Here is a 17,794-nt window from a genome sequence, read left to right as displayed (position 1 = left end):
GTAGACGCCGCCATGACCCAGGCTGCCTTCCCGAAGCTGCTGCGTTCGCAGATTGCGTTCGACATCGCGCACACCATCCGCGACGGTTTTGACAAGCACTACCGGCTATTCCGCGCGACCAGCAAGGAAGCGCGGCAGCACTTCGAACGCGGCGCGTGGGCCGAAGCGCAAACCGCCGCGCGCGCGCGCATCGATTTCTACGACCAGCGCGTGCAGGAATGCGTGCAGCAGCTCGAGGACGAATACGATCCGTCCGACCTCACCGATGAAGTATGGCGCGAACTCAAGCTGCACTACATCGGCATGCTGTCCGATCACAGACAGCCGGAGCTGGCCGAGACCTTCTTCAACTCGGTGTGCTGCAACATCCTGCACCGCAGCTACTTCAACAACGAATTCATTTTCGTACGGCCGGTGGTGTCCACCGAGTACATCGAAACGGCCGAGCCACGTCCGACCTACCGCGTCTACTACCCGGCGGCGGACGGCATGCACTTCACGCTCCAGCGCATCATCACCAACTTCCAGCTGGACGCGCAATTCGCCAACCTCGCGCGCGATGTCGAGCAGGTGGAAGCGCGCCTCCAGGAACTGTACGGCGATGCGCGCCTCGAGCCGAATCACCAGATCCAGGTGCTATCGAGCCTGTTCTTCCGCAACAAGGGCGCTTACATCGTCGGCAAAAGCATCAATGGCAACCGCGTGTATCCGTTCGTGGTGCCGATCCTGCACAACCGCCACGGCGAGCTGATACTCGATACGGTGCTGTGCGACCCCGAGCAAATCGCCATCCTGTTCTCGTTTACGCGCGCCTACTTTTTGGTGGACATGGAAGTACCATCAGCCTTCGTGCAGTTCCTGCGCACGCTGATGCCGCGCAAACCGCGCAGCGAGATCTACACCATCCTCGGCCTGCAGAAGCAGGGCAAGGCGCTGTTCTACCGCGACTACCTGCAGCACCTCAAGCATTCGTCCGACCTGTTCGACAGCGCGCCCGGCATCCGCGGGCTGGTGATGCTGGTGTTCGCGCTGCCCTCCTTTCCCTACGTGTTCAAGGTCATCAAGGACTTCTACCCGCCGCCAAAGGAAACCACACGCGCGCAGATCAAGGAGAAGTACCTGCTGGTCAAACATCACGACCGCGTCGGCCGCATGGCCGACACACTGGAATACTCCAACGTCGCCTTCCCGCGCAACCGCTTCAGGGAAGAACTGATCGCGGAGCTGAAGCAGTTCGCGCCATCGCTGGTGGAAGAAGAGGGCGATCAGCTCATCATCAGGCACCTGTACATTGAGCGCCGCATGGTGCCGCTCAACCTGTGGCTGACCGAGAAGGAAAACGACGACGCCCAGCTGGAACATGGCATGCTTGAATACGGCAACGCCATCAAGGAACTGGTTGCTGCCAACATCTTCCCCGGCGATATGCTGTACAAGAATTTCGGCGTCACGCGCCACCAGCGCGTGGTGTTCTACGACTACGACGAAATCGAATACATCACCGACTGCAAATTCCGCGCGATACCGGAACCGCGCAACGAAGAAGAAGAAATGGCCTCGGAGCCGTGGTACCCGGTCGGCAAACATGATGTCTTCCCCGAGCAGTTTGGCAGCTTCCTGCTGGGGAATCCAAAGATCCGCAAGTACTTCCTGAAACACCACGCAGACCTGCTCACGCCCGACTACTGGCAGGCACGCAAGCAGCGCATCGAGCAAGGCCTGGTGGAAGATGTCTACCCGTACCCGCAACACATCCGCTTTTATCACAAAGAGTTATCGAACATTCCGGCGGCGGGTTCTATCCCCCTCCCGCCACCCTTTATGGAGACCTTAGAAAATGAATGATCCTATCGTAATCGTTGGTGCAGCCCGCACCCCTATGGGCGCCTTCCAGGGCGACTTCTCCGGCAAATCCGCGCACGACCTGGGCGCCGTGGCGATCCAGGCTGCGGTCGAGCGCTCCGGCATCGACGGCAAGCTGGTTGAACACGTCTACTTCGGCAACTGCCTGATGGCGGGCCAGGGCCAGGCGCCGGCACGCCAGGCCCTGTTGAAGGCCGGCCTGCCAACCTCGACCGGCGCCGTGACGCTGTCGAAAATGTGCGGCTCGGCGATGCAAGCCACCATCTTCGCGCACGACCAGCTGGTCGCTGGCAGCGCTGACGTGGTGATCGCCGGCGGCATGGAGTCGATGACCAACGCACCGTACCTGATTCCAAAAGCACGCGGCGGCTACCGCATCGGCCACGGCATGATGTTCGACCACATGATGTACGACGGCCTGGAAGACGCCTACTCGCGCAACGAGAAAACCGGCGAAGGCCGTTCGATGGGCACCTTCGCGGAAGAGTGCTCGGCCAAGTACGCATTCACGCGCGAAGCACAGGATAACTTCGCCATCGAATCCGTGAAGCGTGCGCAGGTCGCCACCAGCGAAGGCTACTTCAAATGGGAAATCGCCCCAGTGACCGTGACCTCGCGCGCTGGCGACACCGTCATCGAAAAAGATGAAGGTCCGCTCAAAGCCAAGGTAGAAAAGATCCCGACCCTGCGCGCAGCGTTCAAAAAAGACGGCACCATCACCGCCGCCTCGTCGTCGTCGATCAACGACGGCGCTGCCGCACTGGTCCTGATGCGCGAATCGAAAGCCAAGGAACTGGGCCTGACACCGATCGCCCGTCTGCTCGGCCACGCCACCTTCGCGCAGGAACCGGACTGGTTCACTACCGCCCCAATCGGCGCGATTGAAAAGCTGTACAAAAAAGTCGGCTGGAGCACCAAGGACGTTGACCTGTTCGAGATCAACGAAGCCTTTGCTGCCGTGCCGATGGCCGCCATGCACGACCTGGACATCCCGCACGACAAGGTCAACATCCACGGTGGCGCTTGCGCGCTGGGCCACCCAATCGGCGCCTCGGGCGCGCGCATCATCGTCACCCTGCTGGGCGCGCTGAAACGCACCGGCGGCAAGAAGGGCGTGGCAGCGCTGTGCATCGGCGGCGGCGAAGCAACCGCCGTGGCAGTGGAGCTGGTTTAATGCCGACAGCGTTAGTCATCGGCGCCTCGCGCGGCATCGGCCTGGAACTGGTCAAACAATACCGCGCCGATGGCTGGCGCGTGATCGCTACCGCGCGCAAGCAGGAAGACTGCGACGCACTGGTGGCGCTGGGCGCCGAGCCGCACAAGCTGGATGTGAACAACGTCGAAGCCGTGGCAGGCCTGGGCTGGAAGCTGGATGGCGAAGAGCTGGAAGTCGCCATTCTCAACGCGGGCCTGTACGGCCCGCGCCACGACGGCTTCCCGATGGAGACGGACTTCAACGCCGTGATGCACACCAATGTGCTGGCGGCCATGCGCCTGCTACCGATCATCGCACCGATGGTGAGTGCGGCGCAAGGCAAGCTGGCCGTGCTGTCCTCGCGGATGGGATCGCTGAGCGAACGCAATTCGCCCAGCGGTTCGCTATACCGCGCCAGCAAAGCGGCATTGAACTCCGTGCTCATCGACACCGCGCTGGTGCATGGCAAACAAGGCGCGACCTGCGTCGCCATTCACCCCGGCTGGGTACGCACCGACATGGGTGGTGACAGCGCAGATCTCTCGGTAAAAGAGAGCGCAGCAGGCATCCGCAACACGCTGGCGACGCTACCCGCGTCCGACCAGGCGGCTTATCGCAACTACGATGGCACAGCCATCGGCTGGTAGAAAAGACGACACAACATGATACTGAGCCAGGAACACGAAATGATCCGCGACGCCCTGCGCAGCTTTGCGCAAGAGCGTCTCGCCCCCAACGCAGCCCGTTGGGACAAAGAGCATCACTTCCCGAAAGAAGAACTGAAGGAACTGGCGACGCTAGGCGCCTTCGGCGTCGCCGTGCCCGAAGAACTGGGCGGCGCGGGCATGGACTACGTGTCCCTGGCTCTGGTCCTGGAAGAAATCGCGGCAGGTGATGGCGGCACATCCACCATCATCTCCGTCAATAACTGCCCCGTATGCAGCATCGGCATGATGTACGCCAACGCGCAGCAAAAAGAACAATGGCTGCGCCCACTCGCACAAGGCGACATGCTGGGCGCCTTCTGCCTCACCGAACCACACACCGGCAGCGACGCCGCCGCGCTGCGCACCACCGCCACGCGCGACGGCGACCACTATATACTGAACGGCGTCAAACAATTCATCACCAGCGGCAAGCACGCCGACGTCGCCATCGTCATGGCCGTTACCGACAAAGCCGCAGGCAAGAAAGGCATCAGCGCCTTCTGGGTACCGACTTCCACGCCAGGCTACATCGTCGCCGGCATCGAACACAAAATGGGCCAGCACTCGTCCGATACCGCGCAAATCCTGTTTGAAAACTGCCGCGTACCGGCAGCAAACCTGATCGGCGAAGAAGGCCAGGGTTACAAGATCGCGCTGTCCGGCCTGGAGGGCGGCCGCATCGGCATCGCTTCGCAATCGGTCGGCATGGCACGCTCCGCCTACGAAGCAGCGCTGAGCTACGCGCGCGAACGCGAAAGCTTCGGCAAGCCGATCTTCGAGCATCAATCAGTGCAATTCAAACTGGCGGAAATGGCGATGCAGATTGAAGCTGCGCGCCAGTTGATTCTGCACGCGGCGTCCATGAAAGATGCCGGCCGCCCATGCCTGAAAGAAGCTGCCATGGCCAAGCTGTTCGCCTCCGAGATGGCGGAGAAAGTCTGCTCGGACGCCATCCAGATCCACGGCGGCTACGGCTACGTCAGCGACTTCCCGGTAGAACGCATCTACCGCGACGCCCGCGTGTGCCAGATCTACGAAGGCACGAGCGACATCCAGAAAATCCTGATCGCCCGCGCACTCTGACCACCGTGGTTCCCGCGAAAGCGGGAATCCATCACCTATGTATAACGTGCCTTACCTGTGACGGATGGTGTCTGCGGCGACTGCTTCGCCGATGGCGTAGAAGTTTCCACCTGCGATGTAGTGCAGGCTACGCCATTGCGGATCGGCTTTTTCGAAAGCCCAGTGACCGTTCTGGAATACGCGGTCATCCGCATACGCCGCCACGATTTCGCCGATGAACAGATCGTAGACCTGTTCATTGCGCGGCTCCGGCAGCACCTTGCAAATCATCCACGCCGACGAACCGGCGACCAGCGGCACGTCATAACCCTGCACACGGAACAGCTCAACGCCAGCCCTGGCCAGCTTGTCCGGGGTATCGTTCGCGCTGCTGTGGCCAACATCATAGGTCAGCTGCAGCTGCGCCATGTTCGGCACCTGCAGCACAAAGTAGCCGCTCTTTTCCACCAGCGGGCGCGTGGCCGTCGCCTTGTCCAGCACCACCGTCACCTTGGGCGGCGAGAAATCCAGCGCGCACGACCACGCAGCCGACATGACATTATCCACGCCCCCATGGCTGGCCGACACCAGCACCGTCGGCCCATGGTTAAGCAGGCGATAGGCCTTTTGCAAATCAACAGGAACAATATGGTCCACTTTAAATCCTTACGGCCAACGCCGCCAAAGTGATAAACAATACCGGCAAGGTCAGGCATATGCCGACACGGAAGTAGTAGCCCCACGAGATGCGCGTGCCCTTGTTGGCCAGCACGTGCAGCCAGAGCAGCGTGGCCAGGCTGCCGATCGGCGTGATCTTCGGTCCCAGGTCGCTGCCGATCACGTTCGCATAAATCATCGCTTCGCGGACCGCGCCCTGGGCTGTGGTGGCGTCCACCGACAGCGCACCAACCAGTACCGTCGGCAGGTTGTTCATGACCGACGACAGGATGGCCGTCAAAAAGCCTGTCCCCATGGCCGCACCCCACACGCCATACTGCGCGCACCAGTCCAGCGCTGCGGTCAGATACGAGGTCAGGCCGGCATTGCGCAAGCCGTACACCACCAGGTACATCCCCAGCGAGAAAATCACGATCTGCCATGGCGCATGCAACAGCACTTCGCGCGTGGAGATGCGATGGCCGCGCGCCGCCACGACCAGCAGCACCAGCGAGCCCACCGCCGCCACAACGCAGATCGGTACCCCCATCGGCTCCAGCACAAAGAAACCAACCAGCAGCAGCGCAAGCACCCACCATCCCGCAATAAAGGTCGGGCGGTCATGGATGGCCAGCGCAGGTTCCTTGATCTGATTGACGTCATAGTCCGCCGGAATATCGCGGCGGAAGAACCACATCAGCACCGCCAGCGTCGCCGCCACCGCGACAAAATTCACCGGCACCATCACCGCCGCATAACGCACGAAGCTGATGCCGAAATAGTCCGCCGAGACGATGTTGACCAGGTTGGAGACGATAAGCGGCAGACTCGCCGTATCGGAAACGAAGCCCGCCGCCATCACAAACGCCAGCGTCGCACGCGCGGAAAAGCGCAACGGGCGCAGCATGGCAATCACGATCGGCGTCAGGATCAGCGCCGCGCTGTCGTTGGCAAACAGGCCCGAAACCACTGCCCCCAGCAACACCAGCAGCACGAACAAGCGCTTGCCGCTACCGCCACCCCAGCGCGCCACGTGCAGCGCCGCCCATTCAAAGAAGCCGGCCTTGTCCAGCAACAGGCTGGTGATGATGATGCACACCAGCGTCGCCGTCGCATTCCAGATGATGTGCCAGACAACCGGAATGTCGCTGACATGGATCACCCCCGCCAGCAACGCCACCACCGCGCCCAGGGAAGCGCTCCAGCCGATGCCCAGGCCGCGCGGCTGCCAGATCACCAGCACCAGCGTGGCGACAAAAATCAGTACAGCGCTCAGCATGCCGCACCCAGCGTGCCAATGTGTTCCAGCGCCTGCTTATCCAGCATGCGGTCCGCCGGCAACGCCAGAAACGCCTCGATGCGCGTACGGATAATCTGATAGGCACGCTCAAATGCCGCTGCAATTTCTTCCTCCGTGCCCACCACATGGCTCGGGTCTTCCACACCCCAGTGCGCGCGCAGTACCGGGCCGAGATAGGCCGGACAGGTTTCGCCAGCGGCACTCCCGCACACCGTGATCACCACCTCCGGCGACACCGGCAAATCGTCCCAAGACTTGCTGTAATAGCCGTCGGTCGAAATCCCTTTGCGCTGTAGCAGCGCCACCGCCCGCGGATGCAGCTGGCCCGCCGGCTGGCTGCCAGCGCTGATCGCTTTCCATCCAGCCGGCGCCAGATGATTGAAGATCGCCTCGCTCAACACCGAGCGGCAGGAATTTCCCGTACACAGAAAAAGAAGGTTCATGGTTTGCATGGAGCGCCGCCGCAGCAGTTTTCAGTTAAAAAATTGATCAAGCCATTCATCGCGCCGACGTCCGCCGAATAGATGACATAACGGCCATCCTGGCGCGAGCCGATCAGGCCAGCATGCGTCAATTCTTTCAGATGGAAGGACAGGGAGGATGGCGCAATCTCGAGCCGCTCGCCGATTTTGCTGGCGGCCAGCCCGGCCGGCCCGGTCTGCACCAGCAGCCGGAACACGGCCAGACGGCTTTCCTGCGCCAGGGCCGCCAACGCGGCCAGTGTTTGCTTGGTATTCATGCAGGCCATGCTACCGCAAACAGTTCGATATTTCAAATAATATTGAATTATCAGATTAAAAAAAAGCCCGCATCTCAGCGGGCTTCGTTCCAATGTATTACCTATGCTTTAATCGCGCCGGGCTCCAAGGCTATCTGCCAAGTGAGGCGGCTTTCTCAGACGCCCATGCTATCTGCATGGTGCCCCTGACGTGTAAAACGACCAACGTATTCGGAATTACAACTCCAGCTTCTGCGTCACCTGCACCGACGAATTTACACAACTCGCTGGCGCGGCGCATCGGCCGGATGTGGGACTGTTTGCGGGCAAACCTCAACCACGAACGTAGTGTACCACAGATTTTGTGCGACGCACAAATTATTTTATTTGTGTCGCTTCGGTGGTCAGCGGCTGCGCCGCACGCTGCGGACGCTCGCGGCCCACGCGTTCAAATTCGGAAATCACCTGGGCGCCAAACAGCAGCAAGGTCGCGCCGATCTCCAGGCTGAACATGACGATGATGGCGGTCGTCATCGAGCCATACACCACGTTCACCTGCGACAGCGTGGAGAAGTACCACACCAGGATGCGCCGCGCGATTTCCCACAGCAGCGCCGCCGTGACGCCGCCAATCAGCGCATGCCAGATCGACAGCCGGCCCACCGGCATCACCAGATAAATCGACGACAGCACCAGCACCTCGCCCGCCAGTCCCAGCAGGTACAACAGCACGCCCGACACGCCATTCAGCGACCAGTGATAGCCGAACAGCCAGACGCTTTCCTCGCCCAGCACCTGCAAGCTGCCCGCCACCAGCGTCACCAGCAGCATGCCCGCACCCAGCGACAGGATGTAACAGTAAGGCATGATGGCCGAGATCAGGAAGTGCCGGCGGCGTATTGCCACACGGTGCTTGAAGATCACGCTCATGGCGTTTTCCAGCACCGTGAACGCCAGGGAACTGAAGAACAGCATGCTGATCACCAGCACGCCGCCGACCAGGTCGCGATGATCGAGGAAGTGCCCGACCTCGGCCACGATCGGCTTCGACTGCCCCGGCACCAGCCAGTTCAGATAGCGCCCCACCGTCAGCAGCAGCTCTTCCTGATTAATCACGTGCGACAGCGCCACCACTACCAGCATCAGCAGCGGTACGATGGAAAGCAGCGAGTAATACGCCACCGCGCCCGCCAGCAGCAGGCCTTGATTGGCGCGAAAGCCCTTCAGGCATTGCACCGTGAAATCCATGGGATGGCTGGCCACATAGGCCAGCGCCCTGCGGTTAAGTAAATTCATGCTCTCATTTTAAGCACAGCTCAGTGTGCGGTATGTGCGTCGACGTCCAGATAGCGCCAGTTGGTGAACTCCACCGGATGGCGGCGGTAATTTTTGAGCCACGGCTGCTGCAAATCGGCGGAGATGGGATGCGTCAGCAGCACCCATGGCGTATAGGCATGGATGATCTGCGCCAGCTCATCATACAGGGCAGTGCGCTGCGGCGACTCCCCCATCAAGCGGGCTTGCTCGTAGCGCTGGTTGTATGCCGGCAGATTGAAACGCGCATAGTTGGCGCGGCCGGCATTGGGGCCATAGAGCAGCTGGTAGAAGTTGTCGCCGTCGGGGAAGTCGGCCACCCAGTTGGTCTCGAACATCATCACGGCGCCAAGCCGCGAGGCTTTGATGATTTCCGTTTTCTTGTCGCTTTTGAAGCTGACCTTGAGGCCGATCGCATTCAGGTTTTTGCGCCACAGTTCATCGCGCAGGCGGCCGACGGTGGAAGACTCGCTGTGCATCACCAGCGTGAGCGGCTTGCCGTCGGGCTGCGTGCGAAAGCCATCCTGGCCTTTGTGGTAACCGTAGCGGTCCAGCAGGGCATTGGCCAGCGCAGGATCGTAGGCGACCGGACTGCGGTAATCTGGATCGTAGCCGCGCACATTCGGCGGCAGCGGCGTGACGGCAGGCAGGGCCAGGCCTTTCTTCATGACGCTCACGTCTTCGGCGCTGTTGTAGCCCAGCGCGATGGCGCGGCGTAGCGCCACCTTCTGCTTGCTGTAGCCGCCGATCAGCGGGTCGTCCATGTTCATCCACATGTAATAGGTTTGCAGGACGGGGAAGGGCGCCAGCACGATACCTTTGCGCGCGAATTCGGGCTTGAGCCTGGCGTCGGACGTCAGCACCATTTCCTTCATCGATTCCGGCAGCTGTTCCAGGAAATCGAATTCGCCATTCAGGAAGCCGAGCACGCGCGACTGGTATTCCTCGACGATCTTGATGTCGATGCGGTCCAGGATCGGCAAACGCTTGCCCTCAAATTCGGTGGGCCGGAAGTCGCGATTGGCCAGCAGGACGATCTGGTCGCTGTGCTTCCAGCTGCCGATCCTGAACGGGCCGGTGCCGACCGGATGATTGCCAACCTGCGCGCCATACGCCGCCACCACCTCGCGCGCCACCACACCGGTGGCGGGCATGGCCAGGTAAAACAGAAAATTGGGATCGGCGGCCTTGAGGCGGATACGCAGCGTGAATTTGTCGACGGCCTGCATGTCGGCCACGCCATCGAACAGATACAGCCATGGCGACTTCAGGGCAGGCTCGTAGAGCCGTTTGAAGCTGTAGAGGTAGTCGTCCGCCGTCACCAGGCGTCGCCCGGCTTTGAAGGCCGCATCCGGCGTGAAATAGACGTCCTGGCGCAGATGGAAGGTGTAGGTCTTGCCATCGGCCGTCACCTCGGGCATCGCGGTCAGCGTGTTGGGGATCAGTTTGACCGGCCGGGCGAGGTAGTCGTAGCGCAGCAGCGGATCGAACAGGTTTTCCAGCAGACTGAGACTGGCGACGTCCGATGCCACCGCCGGATCGAGCGCGGTTTCCCCGGTGCTGAGGAAGGCGTGGAGCACTTTGGGCTCGGCATGGGCTCCCGCCTGCGCGGGTGCGACAGCTATCGCCAGCATCATCGCTGCACAAATTTTCAGCATCCGCCCCATGGCACCTCGCACAGTAAAGCGGCAGCTTATAACTTTTTGGGCAGGCTTACCCGCTATACTTTGCAAATCACTTACCGCACAAAAGAAAAATGTCGCTCAATTACATCTGGTCTGGCTTCTTCCTGGTGGGATTTCTGGCCGCGCTGGCACAGTTCCTGTTCATGGGCGACACGGAGATTTTCAAGCGCATCATTGACGGCACGTTCGACTCCGCCCGCACCGGCGTGATGGACATTGCCCTGCCGCTGGCCGGCGTCATGACGCTGTGGCTGGGCATCATGAACATCGGCGAAAAAGCCGGCGCCATCGACCTGCTGGCAAAACTGATCGCGCCCTTCTTCTCGCGCATTTTCCCCGGCGTGCCGTCCAGCCATCCAGCCACCGGCCATATGGTGATGAACTTCTCGGCCAACCTGCTGGGCCTCGACAACGCCGCCACGCCATTCGGCCTGAAAGCCATGGAGAGCCTGCAAACGCTCAATCCGAACAAGGACGAACCGACCGACGCGCAGATCATGTTCCTGGTGCTGCACACTTCCGGCCTGACCCTGATCCCGCTGGCCATCATGGCGCAGCGTTCGATCCTGGGCGCGGCCGATCCGTCCGACATCTTCATTCCCTGCATGGTTGCCACCTATGTCGCCACCATGACCGGCATCATTGCCGTCGCCATCCGCCAGCGCATCAACCTGTTCAACCGCGTGGTGGTGGGCTGGCTGGGCGGCATTACCGCCTTCATCGTCGGCGTGATCTGGTACTTCACGCACTACCTGACCAAGGCCGAAATCGAAGTCACCTCCAAAGTCTTCAGCAACCTGGTGCTGATACTCGTGATCGCAGGCTTCATCATTGGCGCGCTGCGCAAGAAGGTCAATGTCTACGAAGCGTTTATCGAAGGCGCCAAGGGCGGCATCCAGACCTCCATCACCGTGATTCCCTACCTGGTCGGCATGCTGGTGGCCATCAGCGTGATCCGCAATGCGGGCCTGCTGGGCTTTGTGGTGCAGGGCTTCAGCTGGCTGTTCAACCACCTGGGCGTCAATACCGACTTCGTCCCGGCCCTGCCGACCGCGCTGATGAAACCACTGAGCGGCAGCGCCGCCAAAGCCATGATGATCGACACCATGCAGACCTACGGCGTCGATTCCTTTGTCGGCCGTCTGGCCTGCGTGTTCCAGGGTTCGGCCGATACCACCTTCTACATCGTCGCGCTGTATTTCGGCTCAGTCGGCATACGCAAGACGCGCTACGCGATCTCCTGCGGCCTGATCGCCGACTTTGCCGGCGTCATTGCTGCGATTGCGGTTGCCTATGTCTTCTTCCACTAATATGTTAAGTCGTCTTGTACTCTCCGCGCTGCTGATTGCCGGCGCCACCGGCCATGCTGCCGAACTGCCCGAGCCGGTGGCAAAGCTCATGCAATCGTCCGGCATTCCACCGGAGGCGGCCGGCATCATCGTCATGCGCGGCGACACCACGCTGATTTCGCATAACCCCACGCAGAGCATGCAGCCCGCATCCACCATGAAACTGTTCACCGCGATGACCGCGCTGGAGCAGCTGGGGCCTGTGTTCCGCGGCCGCACGGAATTCCGCAGCGATGCCGATGTCGTCAACGGCGTGCTGCAGGGCGATCTGATTCTGCGCGGCGGCGCCGATGCAGACCTCAACGAAGACGCGCTGTCGCACATGCTGCAAGCCTTGCGCAACCAGGGCATCCGCAAAATCAAGGGCGACATCCTCGTCGACCGCCAATTGTTCCAGCCATCGCGTCCCGATGCAGGCCAGCCGCCGTTTGATGAATATCCATGGGCGTACTACAACGTCATTCCGAATGCGGCCCTCATCAACACCAACCTGCTGAAAGTCGAGATGCGCTCCACCGCCGACAAGCTGTCGCTGGTGATGATGCCGGAGCTCGACAAAGTCAGCATCCGCTCCGAGATGAAGCTGAACGACGCACCATGCGCCGCATGGGAAAACGGCTGGCGCTCTCCGGACTACACACGCAAGGGCGAGCGCATCGAAGTCGTCCTGCACGGCAGCTTCCCGAAAGACTGCATCAAGTCGACCAGCATCAACGTGCTCGATAGCCAGGACTACCTGGCCCGCCTGCTATTGGCCGAATGGCGCAAGCAGGGCGGCAGTCTGAGCGGAGAAATACGTGACGCCATGCCGCCCGCCGCCGATGCCGCATCGGCGCCCGCCACGCGCCTGCTGGCGGAACACATCTCGCGCACGCTGCCGGAAGTCCTGCGCGACACCAACAAGCAATCCGACAATACCCTGGCCCGCACCGTCTTCCTCAGCCTGGGCAGCCTGGAAACCGATCCCGCACTGGGCAGCCGCCCGCTGCCGCCAGACGCCAACCAGGCCAGCACTGCGATGCGCGCCGAAACCGCGATCCGCGCCTGGCTCCAGCAGCACAGCATCGACGGCAATGGCCTCGTGATCGACAACGGCTCCGGCCTCTCGCGCACCGAGCGCGCCACGCCGGCGCAACTGACCGGCGTGCTGCAAGCGGGCCTGAAAAGCCTGTGGATGCCGGAGTTCATGGCCAGCCTGCCCATCGCCGCCACCGACGGCACCATGCGCCGCCGCCTCAAGGACAGCCCGGCCGCGCAGCGTGCCCGCCTCAAAACTGGTAGCCTGACCGGCGTTATCGCCATCGCCGGCTACGTCATGGACGCCAACAACCGCCCATGCACCGTGGTCGCCATCCTCAACGATCCTCACGTCGCCAACGGCGCCGGCCGCGCCGTACTGGATGCCCTGGTGGACTGGGTCGCCCGCAGCACACAGCCTTAGTTTCCTGTGAATAATTCGCGTAGAATATTCTGGCCACCGGAGCGAGGAACCATCGATGTCCTTAACCGTTATCGAGATATTAGGCCGATCCCAGGAAGGCCAAACTCAACCGTACATCTGCCGATGTGATGACGGTGAGGTATATTTTGTCAAAGGCAGGTCTGCCAACCGCGATGGGCTGATCAATGAATGGATAAGCGCAAGACTATGCACCGCCTTGCACTTACCCATTGCACCGTATGCCATCGCAACGGTCCCGGAAGAGCTAATCGAGGCAGATTTAGCTGGTCAATATAGTGCTCTCGGCCCCGGACCAGTGTTTGCATCATTACGCATTAATGCAACACACCTCACGCGGCCTAATCTGCGCGCTACGCCGCAGCAGCTACGCTGTGATGTCCTGATTTTTGATTGGTGGATCCACAACGGTGATCGCAACTTGACCAAGCTGGGAGGCAATCCAAATTTGTTATGGAGTCTCGATACACCACGCACATTGAAAATGATCGACCATAACCTCGCATTTGACGATCAGTTTGACGCAACGGCCTTTTTCCAGATGCACGTCTTTTCCGAAGAAACAAACCAGCTATTTAGCGACTTTCTGCTACGCGACAGCTATCGTGATCGCCTCGCACAAGCATTGGAAAACTGGACGGATATTTGTGATACGCTTCCAGAGGAATGATGCTTTATCGATCACGAGAAAACTATTCCTGTGCACTACCCTTTTGATGACGTCAAAGCTCTGCTGGACCGCGCCTTAACGAACGCCTTCTGGCAACTACCGCCAACATGAAAACTGCTTGCCATTACGCTGTGGCCCGGTTCATGCCCTTTATTGAGACCGAGGAATTTGTCAATATTGGCGTGGTGTTGTTTGCACCAGGCGCGCGCTTTTTTGGATTCAAGCTACTCGGTAACAGGTTCGCTCGCGTCACCAACTTCTTTGAGGGCTTGCATCCCCAGGTTTTCAAGGCAGCGATGAGCAGTCTTCGCGACGAACTTGAGCGGCTTTCATCGTTGCACGGACAACCTGGCGCCGTAACAAAAGAGGGTCAGTTGGCGCTGTGGACGGAGTTGACCAAGCCACGCGAGACGATGCTACGCTTTGGCGATCCACGTGTTGTATTGGCGGATGACTGCCAGGCGAAGCTGGCAGAGCTTTATGATTATTACGTCGGCCATAATTTCGCAACCAGGGAATACCAGGAAAAGCTGTTGGAGCGCACCGTTAGCGGATGGTTACGTTCAGCAGGACTGCAGAATCAATTTCATCCAGCGCGCATCGGTAACGACGACTATCACGCACACTTTCCTTTTGTAGCGGGTCCGGAGGATCTTCCCGAGAAGGTTATTAAACCGCTCAATCTGAATTATGCGGACGCTGCAAAAATAATAGATCACGGCGGGCAGTGGCTCTATCGCATAGACTCATTGAGGAAACGCGATCTCCTGCCCACCGAGGTACTCTTCTCCGTGCAAGGTCCCTCGTACCAGGAACTGTCTCCACGTAGCCGTGCAAGGGATGAGATCGTCGGAGAACTACAGTCACGCGACATTCTGGTTGTTCCTCATGGCGCTTCGCAACCCATTATCGAGTTCGCACAGCATGGCGGTCTCAATCACAGCTACAGCAGATGAAAAAACGTACTCTAGGAAAGCAAGGATTAACCGTCTCTGCCGAAGGCCTGGGCTGCATGGGCATGAGCTTCGCCTATGGTGCGGCGGATGAAACGGAATCCATCGCCACGCTGCACCGCGCAATTGAACTGGGCGTTAACTTCTTCGATACGGCGGAAGTCTACGGCCCTTACACCAACGAAGAGCTGCTGGGCCGTGCGTTCAAGGGCCGCCGCAGTGAGGTCATCCTCGCCACCAAATTCGGCTTCGACATCCGCGATGGCGCCAACGTCGGCGTCACCAGCGATCCTCAGCAGATCCGCAGCAAGGTGGAAGGTTCGCTGCGCCGGCTCGGCACCGACTACATCGACCTGCTCTACCAGCACCGCATCGATCCCAATGTCCCCATTGAAGAAGTGGTTGGCGTGATGGCGGAGCTGGTCCGTGAAGGCAAGGTGCGCTACATCGGCTTGTCCGAAGCCGGTAACGCCAACATCCGCCGCGCGCACGCCGTGCATCCCATCTCTGCGCTGCAAAGCGAATACTCGCTGTGGGAACGCAATCTGGAAGCGGACATCATTCCCGTGCTGCGCGAACTGGGCATCGGCCTGGTGCCATTCAGCCCATTGGGCCGCGGCTTCCTGGCCGGCACCGCCAGGCGCGCGGAAGACTATCCGCCGAGCGATTTCCGTCACCAGGACCCGCGCATGCAGGGCGCTAACTTCGACGCCAATATGCAGGCTGCGCAGGTGGTGCGTGACATGGCTGCCGCGCGTGGCGTCGCGGCGGGCCAGATCGCGCTGGCGTGGGTGCTGCATCAGGGCGACGACATCGTGCCGATTCCCGGCACGCGCCGCCGCAGCAACCTGGAACAGAACGCGGCTGCGGTGGACCTTTCCCTCAGCGCCAGCGAGCTCGCCACGCTCGCCAGCGCGCTGGCCCAGGTGGCAGGCCCGCGCTACAGCCAGGAACGCATGGCCACGGTGGACCGCTAACCCACATTCACGTCCATTTCGGGCACGCTTGACCGTGTGCGACATTTGTCGCACAATGGTGTCACTCGTCGCACGTGATGTGCGTGTGGGCCTTTCTAACCATCACCAAAGGAATAACCTTGTCTACTCTGAGCCGCCTGGCCTTGGCCATTGCTGCGTGCTGCAGCACGCCTGTCGCTATCTCCGCCGACCTGCAAACCGTGGTCGATCAGCTGATTAAACCGATCATGAAGGAATACGACGTGCCGGGCATCGCGGTTGCCGTCACCGTCAACGGCAAGCCGGCCTACTTCAGCTACGGCGTGGCGTCGAAAGAGAGCAGTGCACCAGTCGATGAAAACACCTTGTTCGAACTGGGCTCGGTGAGCAAGACCTTCACGGCAACCATGGCCTCGTATGCGCTGGTGCAAGGCAAACTGTCGCTGGACGACCATCCCAGCCGCTACATCCCCAAGCTCAAAGGCAGCGCGCTCGACAAGGCCACGGTGCTCCATTTCGGCACCTACACCGCCGGCGGACTGCCGCTGCAGTTCCCGGATGACCTGGCCGACAATGAACAGGGCATGTTGGACTATTTTGGCCACTTCAAACCAAAAGCTGGGCCGGGCGTAGTGCGTCAGTATTCCAATCCTAGCCTGGGCATGTTCGGCAATCTCGCCGGTCTGGCATTGAAATCCGATCCCGCGGCCGTGCTGGAAAAGCAGATCCTGCCGGGATTGGGCATGCACAGCACCTACATCCGCATGCCGGACAGCGCGCTGGCGCACTACGCCTGGGGATACAACCAGAAAAACCAGCCGGTACGCATGGGCAGCGAGCTGTTTTCAGGTTACACCTATGGCGTGCGTTCCAGCACTGCGGACATGATCCGCTACGTGCAGGCGAATATCGATCCGAGCCATCTGGACGCCACGCTGAGCCGCGCAATTAAAGGCACCCACGTGGGCTATTTCCAGGTTGGCGGCATGACCCAGGGACTGGGCTGGGAGCAGTACGCCTATCCGGTCGCGCTGGATACGCTGCAAGCCGGTAACTCAAACACCATGAGCCGCCTGGCCAATCCAGTCAAGCTGCTGACGCCAGCAAAGCCGGCATCGGACAGCACCTGGTATAACAAAACCGGCGCCACCAACGGCTTCGGCGCATATGTGGCATTTGTGCCGGCAAAGAAAATCGGCATTGTGATACTGGCCAATAAAAACTATCCGATCGAGGCGCGTGTCAAAGCGGCTTACGCCATCATGCAGCAGCTGGAAAACTAAATCACACGCGTGTAATGCTGGCGCACGTGCAAACGGTCGCCGCAATCGAAATGCCACCATTCGGTGTTGATGCCATGCCAGCCATTGTGCTGCATGGCGTCCCGCAGCCAGCGGCGGTGTTCAATGTGCTGGCCGGTCAGCGCGCCAACGGCCAGCAGGCCTTCTTCCAGCGCAGGGTGGGAACGTTCACTCAGGTCGTCAAAGCCGGTGCCCATGTCGAGTTCATGGCCGTGCCGGTCCGTCAGCGTGAGGTCCAGCGCCATGCCGAAGGAATGGATGGAACCGCGCGCAGGCTCCGCGATATAGGTCAGCAGATCGGTGCCCTGTAGCGCATCCCACAGCTGCTCCTGCACACGCTGCGGGCGCAAGGCGTCCAGCACCAGCAATTGATAGTCCGGCCGGTGCGCAGCCAGCCAGGCGACGGCGCGTTCCAGCGCAGCGGCGGCATCCGTGTGCAGCCAGGCGCAATCCAGCGGCGAGTACAGGTCACGGCCGACGAAGTTGTCAGCCGTGGCATAGCGCAGATCCACCGCAATGCCGGCGATACTATCAAGCCGGCGGAAATCAGGATGGCCAGGAATCGCTTCGCAACGGATGGTCGATGCGTTCATGGCCGCAGGCGC

General features: G+C 60.6%; 17 protein-coding genes. 10 read left to right on the top strand and 7 right to left on the bottom strand.

The genetic code is table 11. The annotated features are described in order from the left end of the window. Window positions 1-12: 12 nt before the first annotated feature. The 4 genes from aceK to BUA36_RS07900 are packed head-to-tail and all read left to right on the top strand — an operon-like array spanning window position 13 to window position 4,848. A complete protein-coding gene (aceK, locus tag BUA36_RS07915) occupies window positions 13-1,845 on the top strand; it encodes a bifunctional isocitrate dehydrogenase kinase/phosphatase (protein ID WP_072783230.1) in 1,833 nt (610 codons plus the stop codon). Further along, on the top strand, window positions 1,838-3,037 hold the full coding sequence (locus BUA36_RS07910) for an acetyl-CoA C-acyltransferase (protein WP_072783228.1): 1,200 nt from the start codon (window positions 1,838-1,840) through the stop codon (window positions 3,035-3,037). Before aceK ends, BUA36_RS07910 begins: the two co-directional genes overlap by 8 nt. After that, window positions 3,037-3,705, top strand: a complete 669-nt coding sequence (locus BUA36_RS07905) for an SDR family oxidoreductase (RefSeq protein WP_072783226.1) — start codon at window positions 3,037-3,039, stop codon at window positions 3,703-3,705. Before BUA36_RS07910 ends, BUA36_RS07905 begins: the two co-directional genes overlap by 1 nt. Before the next feature lie 15 nt (window positions 3,706-3,720). Further along, on the top strand, window positions 3,721-4,848 hold the full coding sequence (locus BUA36_RS07900) for an acyl-CoA dehydrogenase family protein (RefSeq protein ID WP_072783224.1): 1,128 nt from the start codon (window positions 3,721-3,723) through the stop codon (window positions 4,846-4,848). 51 nt (window positions 4,849-4,899) lie between these two features. Here the strand turns inward: BUA36_RS07900 and BUA36_RS07895 are convergent, their stop codons facing one another. The 6 genes from BUA36_RS07895 to BUA36_RS07870 form a co-directional block, all read right to left on the bottom strand. Continuing rightward, window positions 4,900-5,484, bottom strand: a complete 585-nt coding sequence (locus BUA36_RS07895) for a flavin reductase family protein (RefSeq protein WP_072783221.1) — start codon at window positions 5,482-5,484, stop codon at window positions 4,900-4,902. A gap of 1 nt (window position 5,485) precedes the next feature. Continuing rightward, the gene (locus BUA36_RS07890; protein WP_072783218.1) at window positions 5,486-6,763 is read right to left on the bottom strand and encodes an arsenic transporter; all 1,278 of its coding nucleotides are present in this window, start codon (window positions 6,761-6,763) and stop codon (window positions 5,486-5,488) included. Then, on the bottom strand, window positions 6,757-7,227 hold the full coding sequence (locus tag BUA36_RS07885) for an arsenate reductase ArsC (protein ID WP_072783216.1): 471 nt from the start codon (window positions 7,225-7,227) through the stop codon (window positions 6,757-6,759). The genes BUA36_RS07890 and BUA36_RS07885 overlap by 7 nt, the downstream gene beginning before the upstream one ends. Continuing rightward, a complete protein-coding gene (locus BUA36_RS07880; RefSeq protein ID WP_072783661.1) occupies window positions 7,224-7,523 on the bottom strand; it encodes an ArsR/SmtB family transcription factor in 300 nt (99 codons plus the stop codon). Before BUA36_RS07880 ends, BUA36_RS07885 begins: the two co-directional genes overlap by 4 nt. 357 nt (window positions 7,524-7,880) lie before the next feature. Then, a complete protein-coding gene (locus tag BUA36_RS07875; RefSeq protein ID WP_072783214.1) occupies window positions 7,881-8,798 on the bottom strand; it encodes a YihY/virulence factor BrkB family protein in 918 nt (305 codons plus the stop codon). A gap of 20 nt (window positions 8,799-8,818) precedes the next feature. Beyond that, entirely contained in the window at window positions 8,819-10,474 is a 1,656-nt protein-coding gene (locus BUA36_RS07870) for an ABC transporter substrate-binding protein (RefSeq protein WP_072783212.1), read from the bottom strand. A gap of 98 nt (window positions 10,475-10,572) precedes the next feature. Here BUA36_RS07870 and BUA36_RS07865 point away from each other — a divergent pair, with 98 nt between their 5' ends. The 6 genes from BUA36_RS07865 to ampC all read left to right on the top strand — a co-directional run bounded on the left by BUA36_RS07865 (window position 10,573) and on the right by ampC (window position 17,171). Beyond that, complete coding sequence (locus tag BUA36_RS07865) at window positions 10,573-11,811, top strand: spore maturation protein (protein ID WP_072783210.1); 1,239 nt, start codon at window positions 10,573-10,575, stop codon at window positions 11,809-11,811. After that, a complete protein-coding gene (gene dacB / locus BUA36_RS07860; protein ID WP_307188228.1) occupies window positions 11,795-13,291 on the top strand; it encodes a D-alanyl-D-alanine carboxypeptidase/D-alanyl-D-alanine endopeptidase in 1,497 nt (498 codons plus the stop codon). Before BUA36_RS07865 ends, dacB begins: the two co-directional genes overlap by 17 nt. A gap of 55 nt (window positions 13,292-13,346) precedes the next feature. Beyond that, the gene (locus BUA36_RS30205) at window positions 13,347-13,979 is read left to right on the top strand and encodes a HipA family kinase (RefSeq protein ID WP_139260412.1); all 633 of its coding nucleotides are present in this window, start codon (window positions 13,347-13,349) and stop codon (window positions 13,977-13,979) included. A gap of 107 nt (window positions 13,980-14,086) precedes the next feature. Further along, complete coding sequence (locus BUA36_RS07850) at window positions 14,087-14,935, top strand: DUF3037 domain-containing protein (RefSeq protein ID WP_072783204.1); 849 nt, start codon at window positions 14,087-14,089, stop codon at window positions 14,933-14,935. After that, the gene (locus BUA36_RS07845; RefSeq protein WP_072783202.1) at window positions 14,932-15,909 is read left to right on the top strand and encodes an aldo/keto reductase; all 978 of its coding nucleotides are present in this window, start codon (window positions 14,932-14,934) and stop codon (window positions 15,907-15,909) included. Before BUA36_RS07850 ends, BUA36_RS07845 begins: the two co-directional genes overlap by 4 nt. A gap of 77 nt (window positions 15,910-15,986) precedes the next feature. Continuing rightward, on the top strand, window positions 15,987-17,171 hold the full coding sequence (gene ampC / locus BUA36_RS07840) for a class C beta-lactamase (RefSeq protein WP_084560051.1): 1,185 nt from the start codon (window positions 15,987-15,989) through the stop codon (window positions 17,169-17,171). On the opposite strand, the gene BUA36_RS07835 is transcribed toward ampC, so the two are convergent. Further along, window positions 17,168-17,782 carry a M15 family metallopeptidase gene (locus BUA36_RS07835; RefSeq protein ID WP_072783198.1) on the bottom strand — a complete coding sequence of 205 codons (615 nt, stop codon included), beginning with the start codon at window positions 17,780-17,782 and terminating at the stop codon, window positions 17,168-17,170. The genes ampC and BUA36_RS07835 overlap by 4 nt on opposite strands. Window positions 17,783-17,794: the final 12 nt, after the last annotated feature.

The organism is Duganella sacchari (assembly GCF_900143065.1).
Classification (GTDB): Bacteria; Pseudomonadota; Gammaproteobacteria; order Burkholderiales; family Burkholderiaceae_D; genus Rugamonas; species Rugamonas sacchari.
This window is presented reverse-complemented; position numbering and strand designations above follow the sequence as displayed.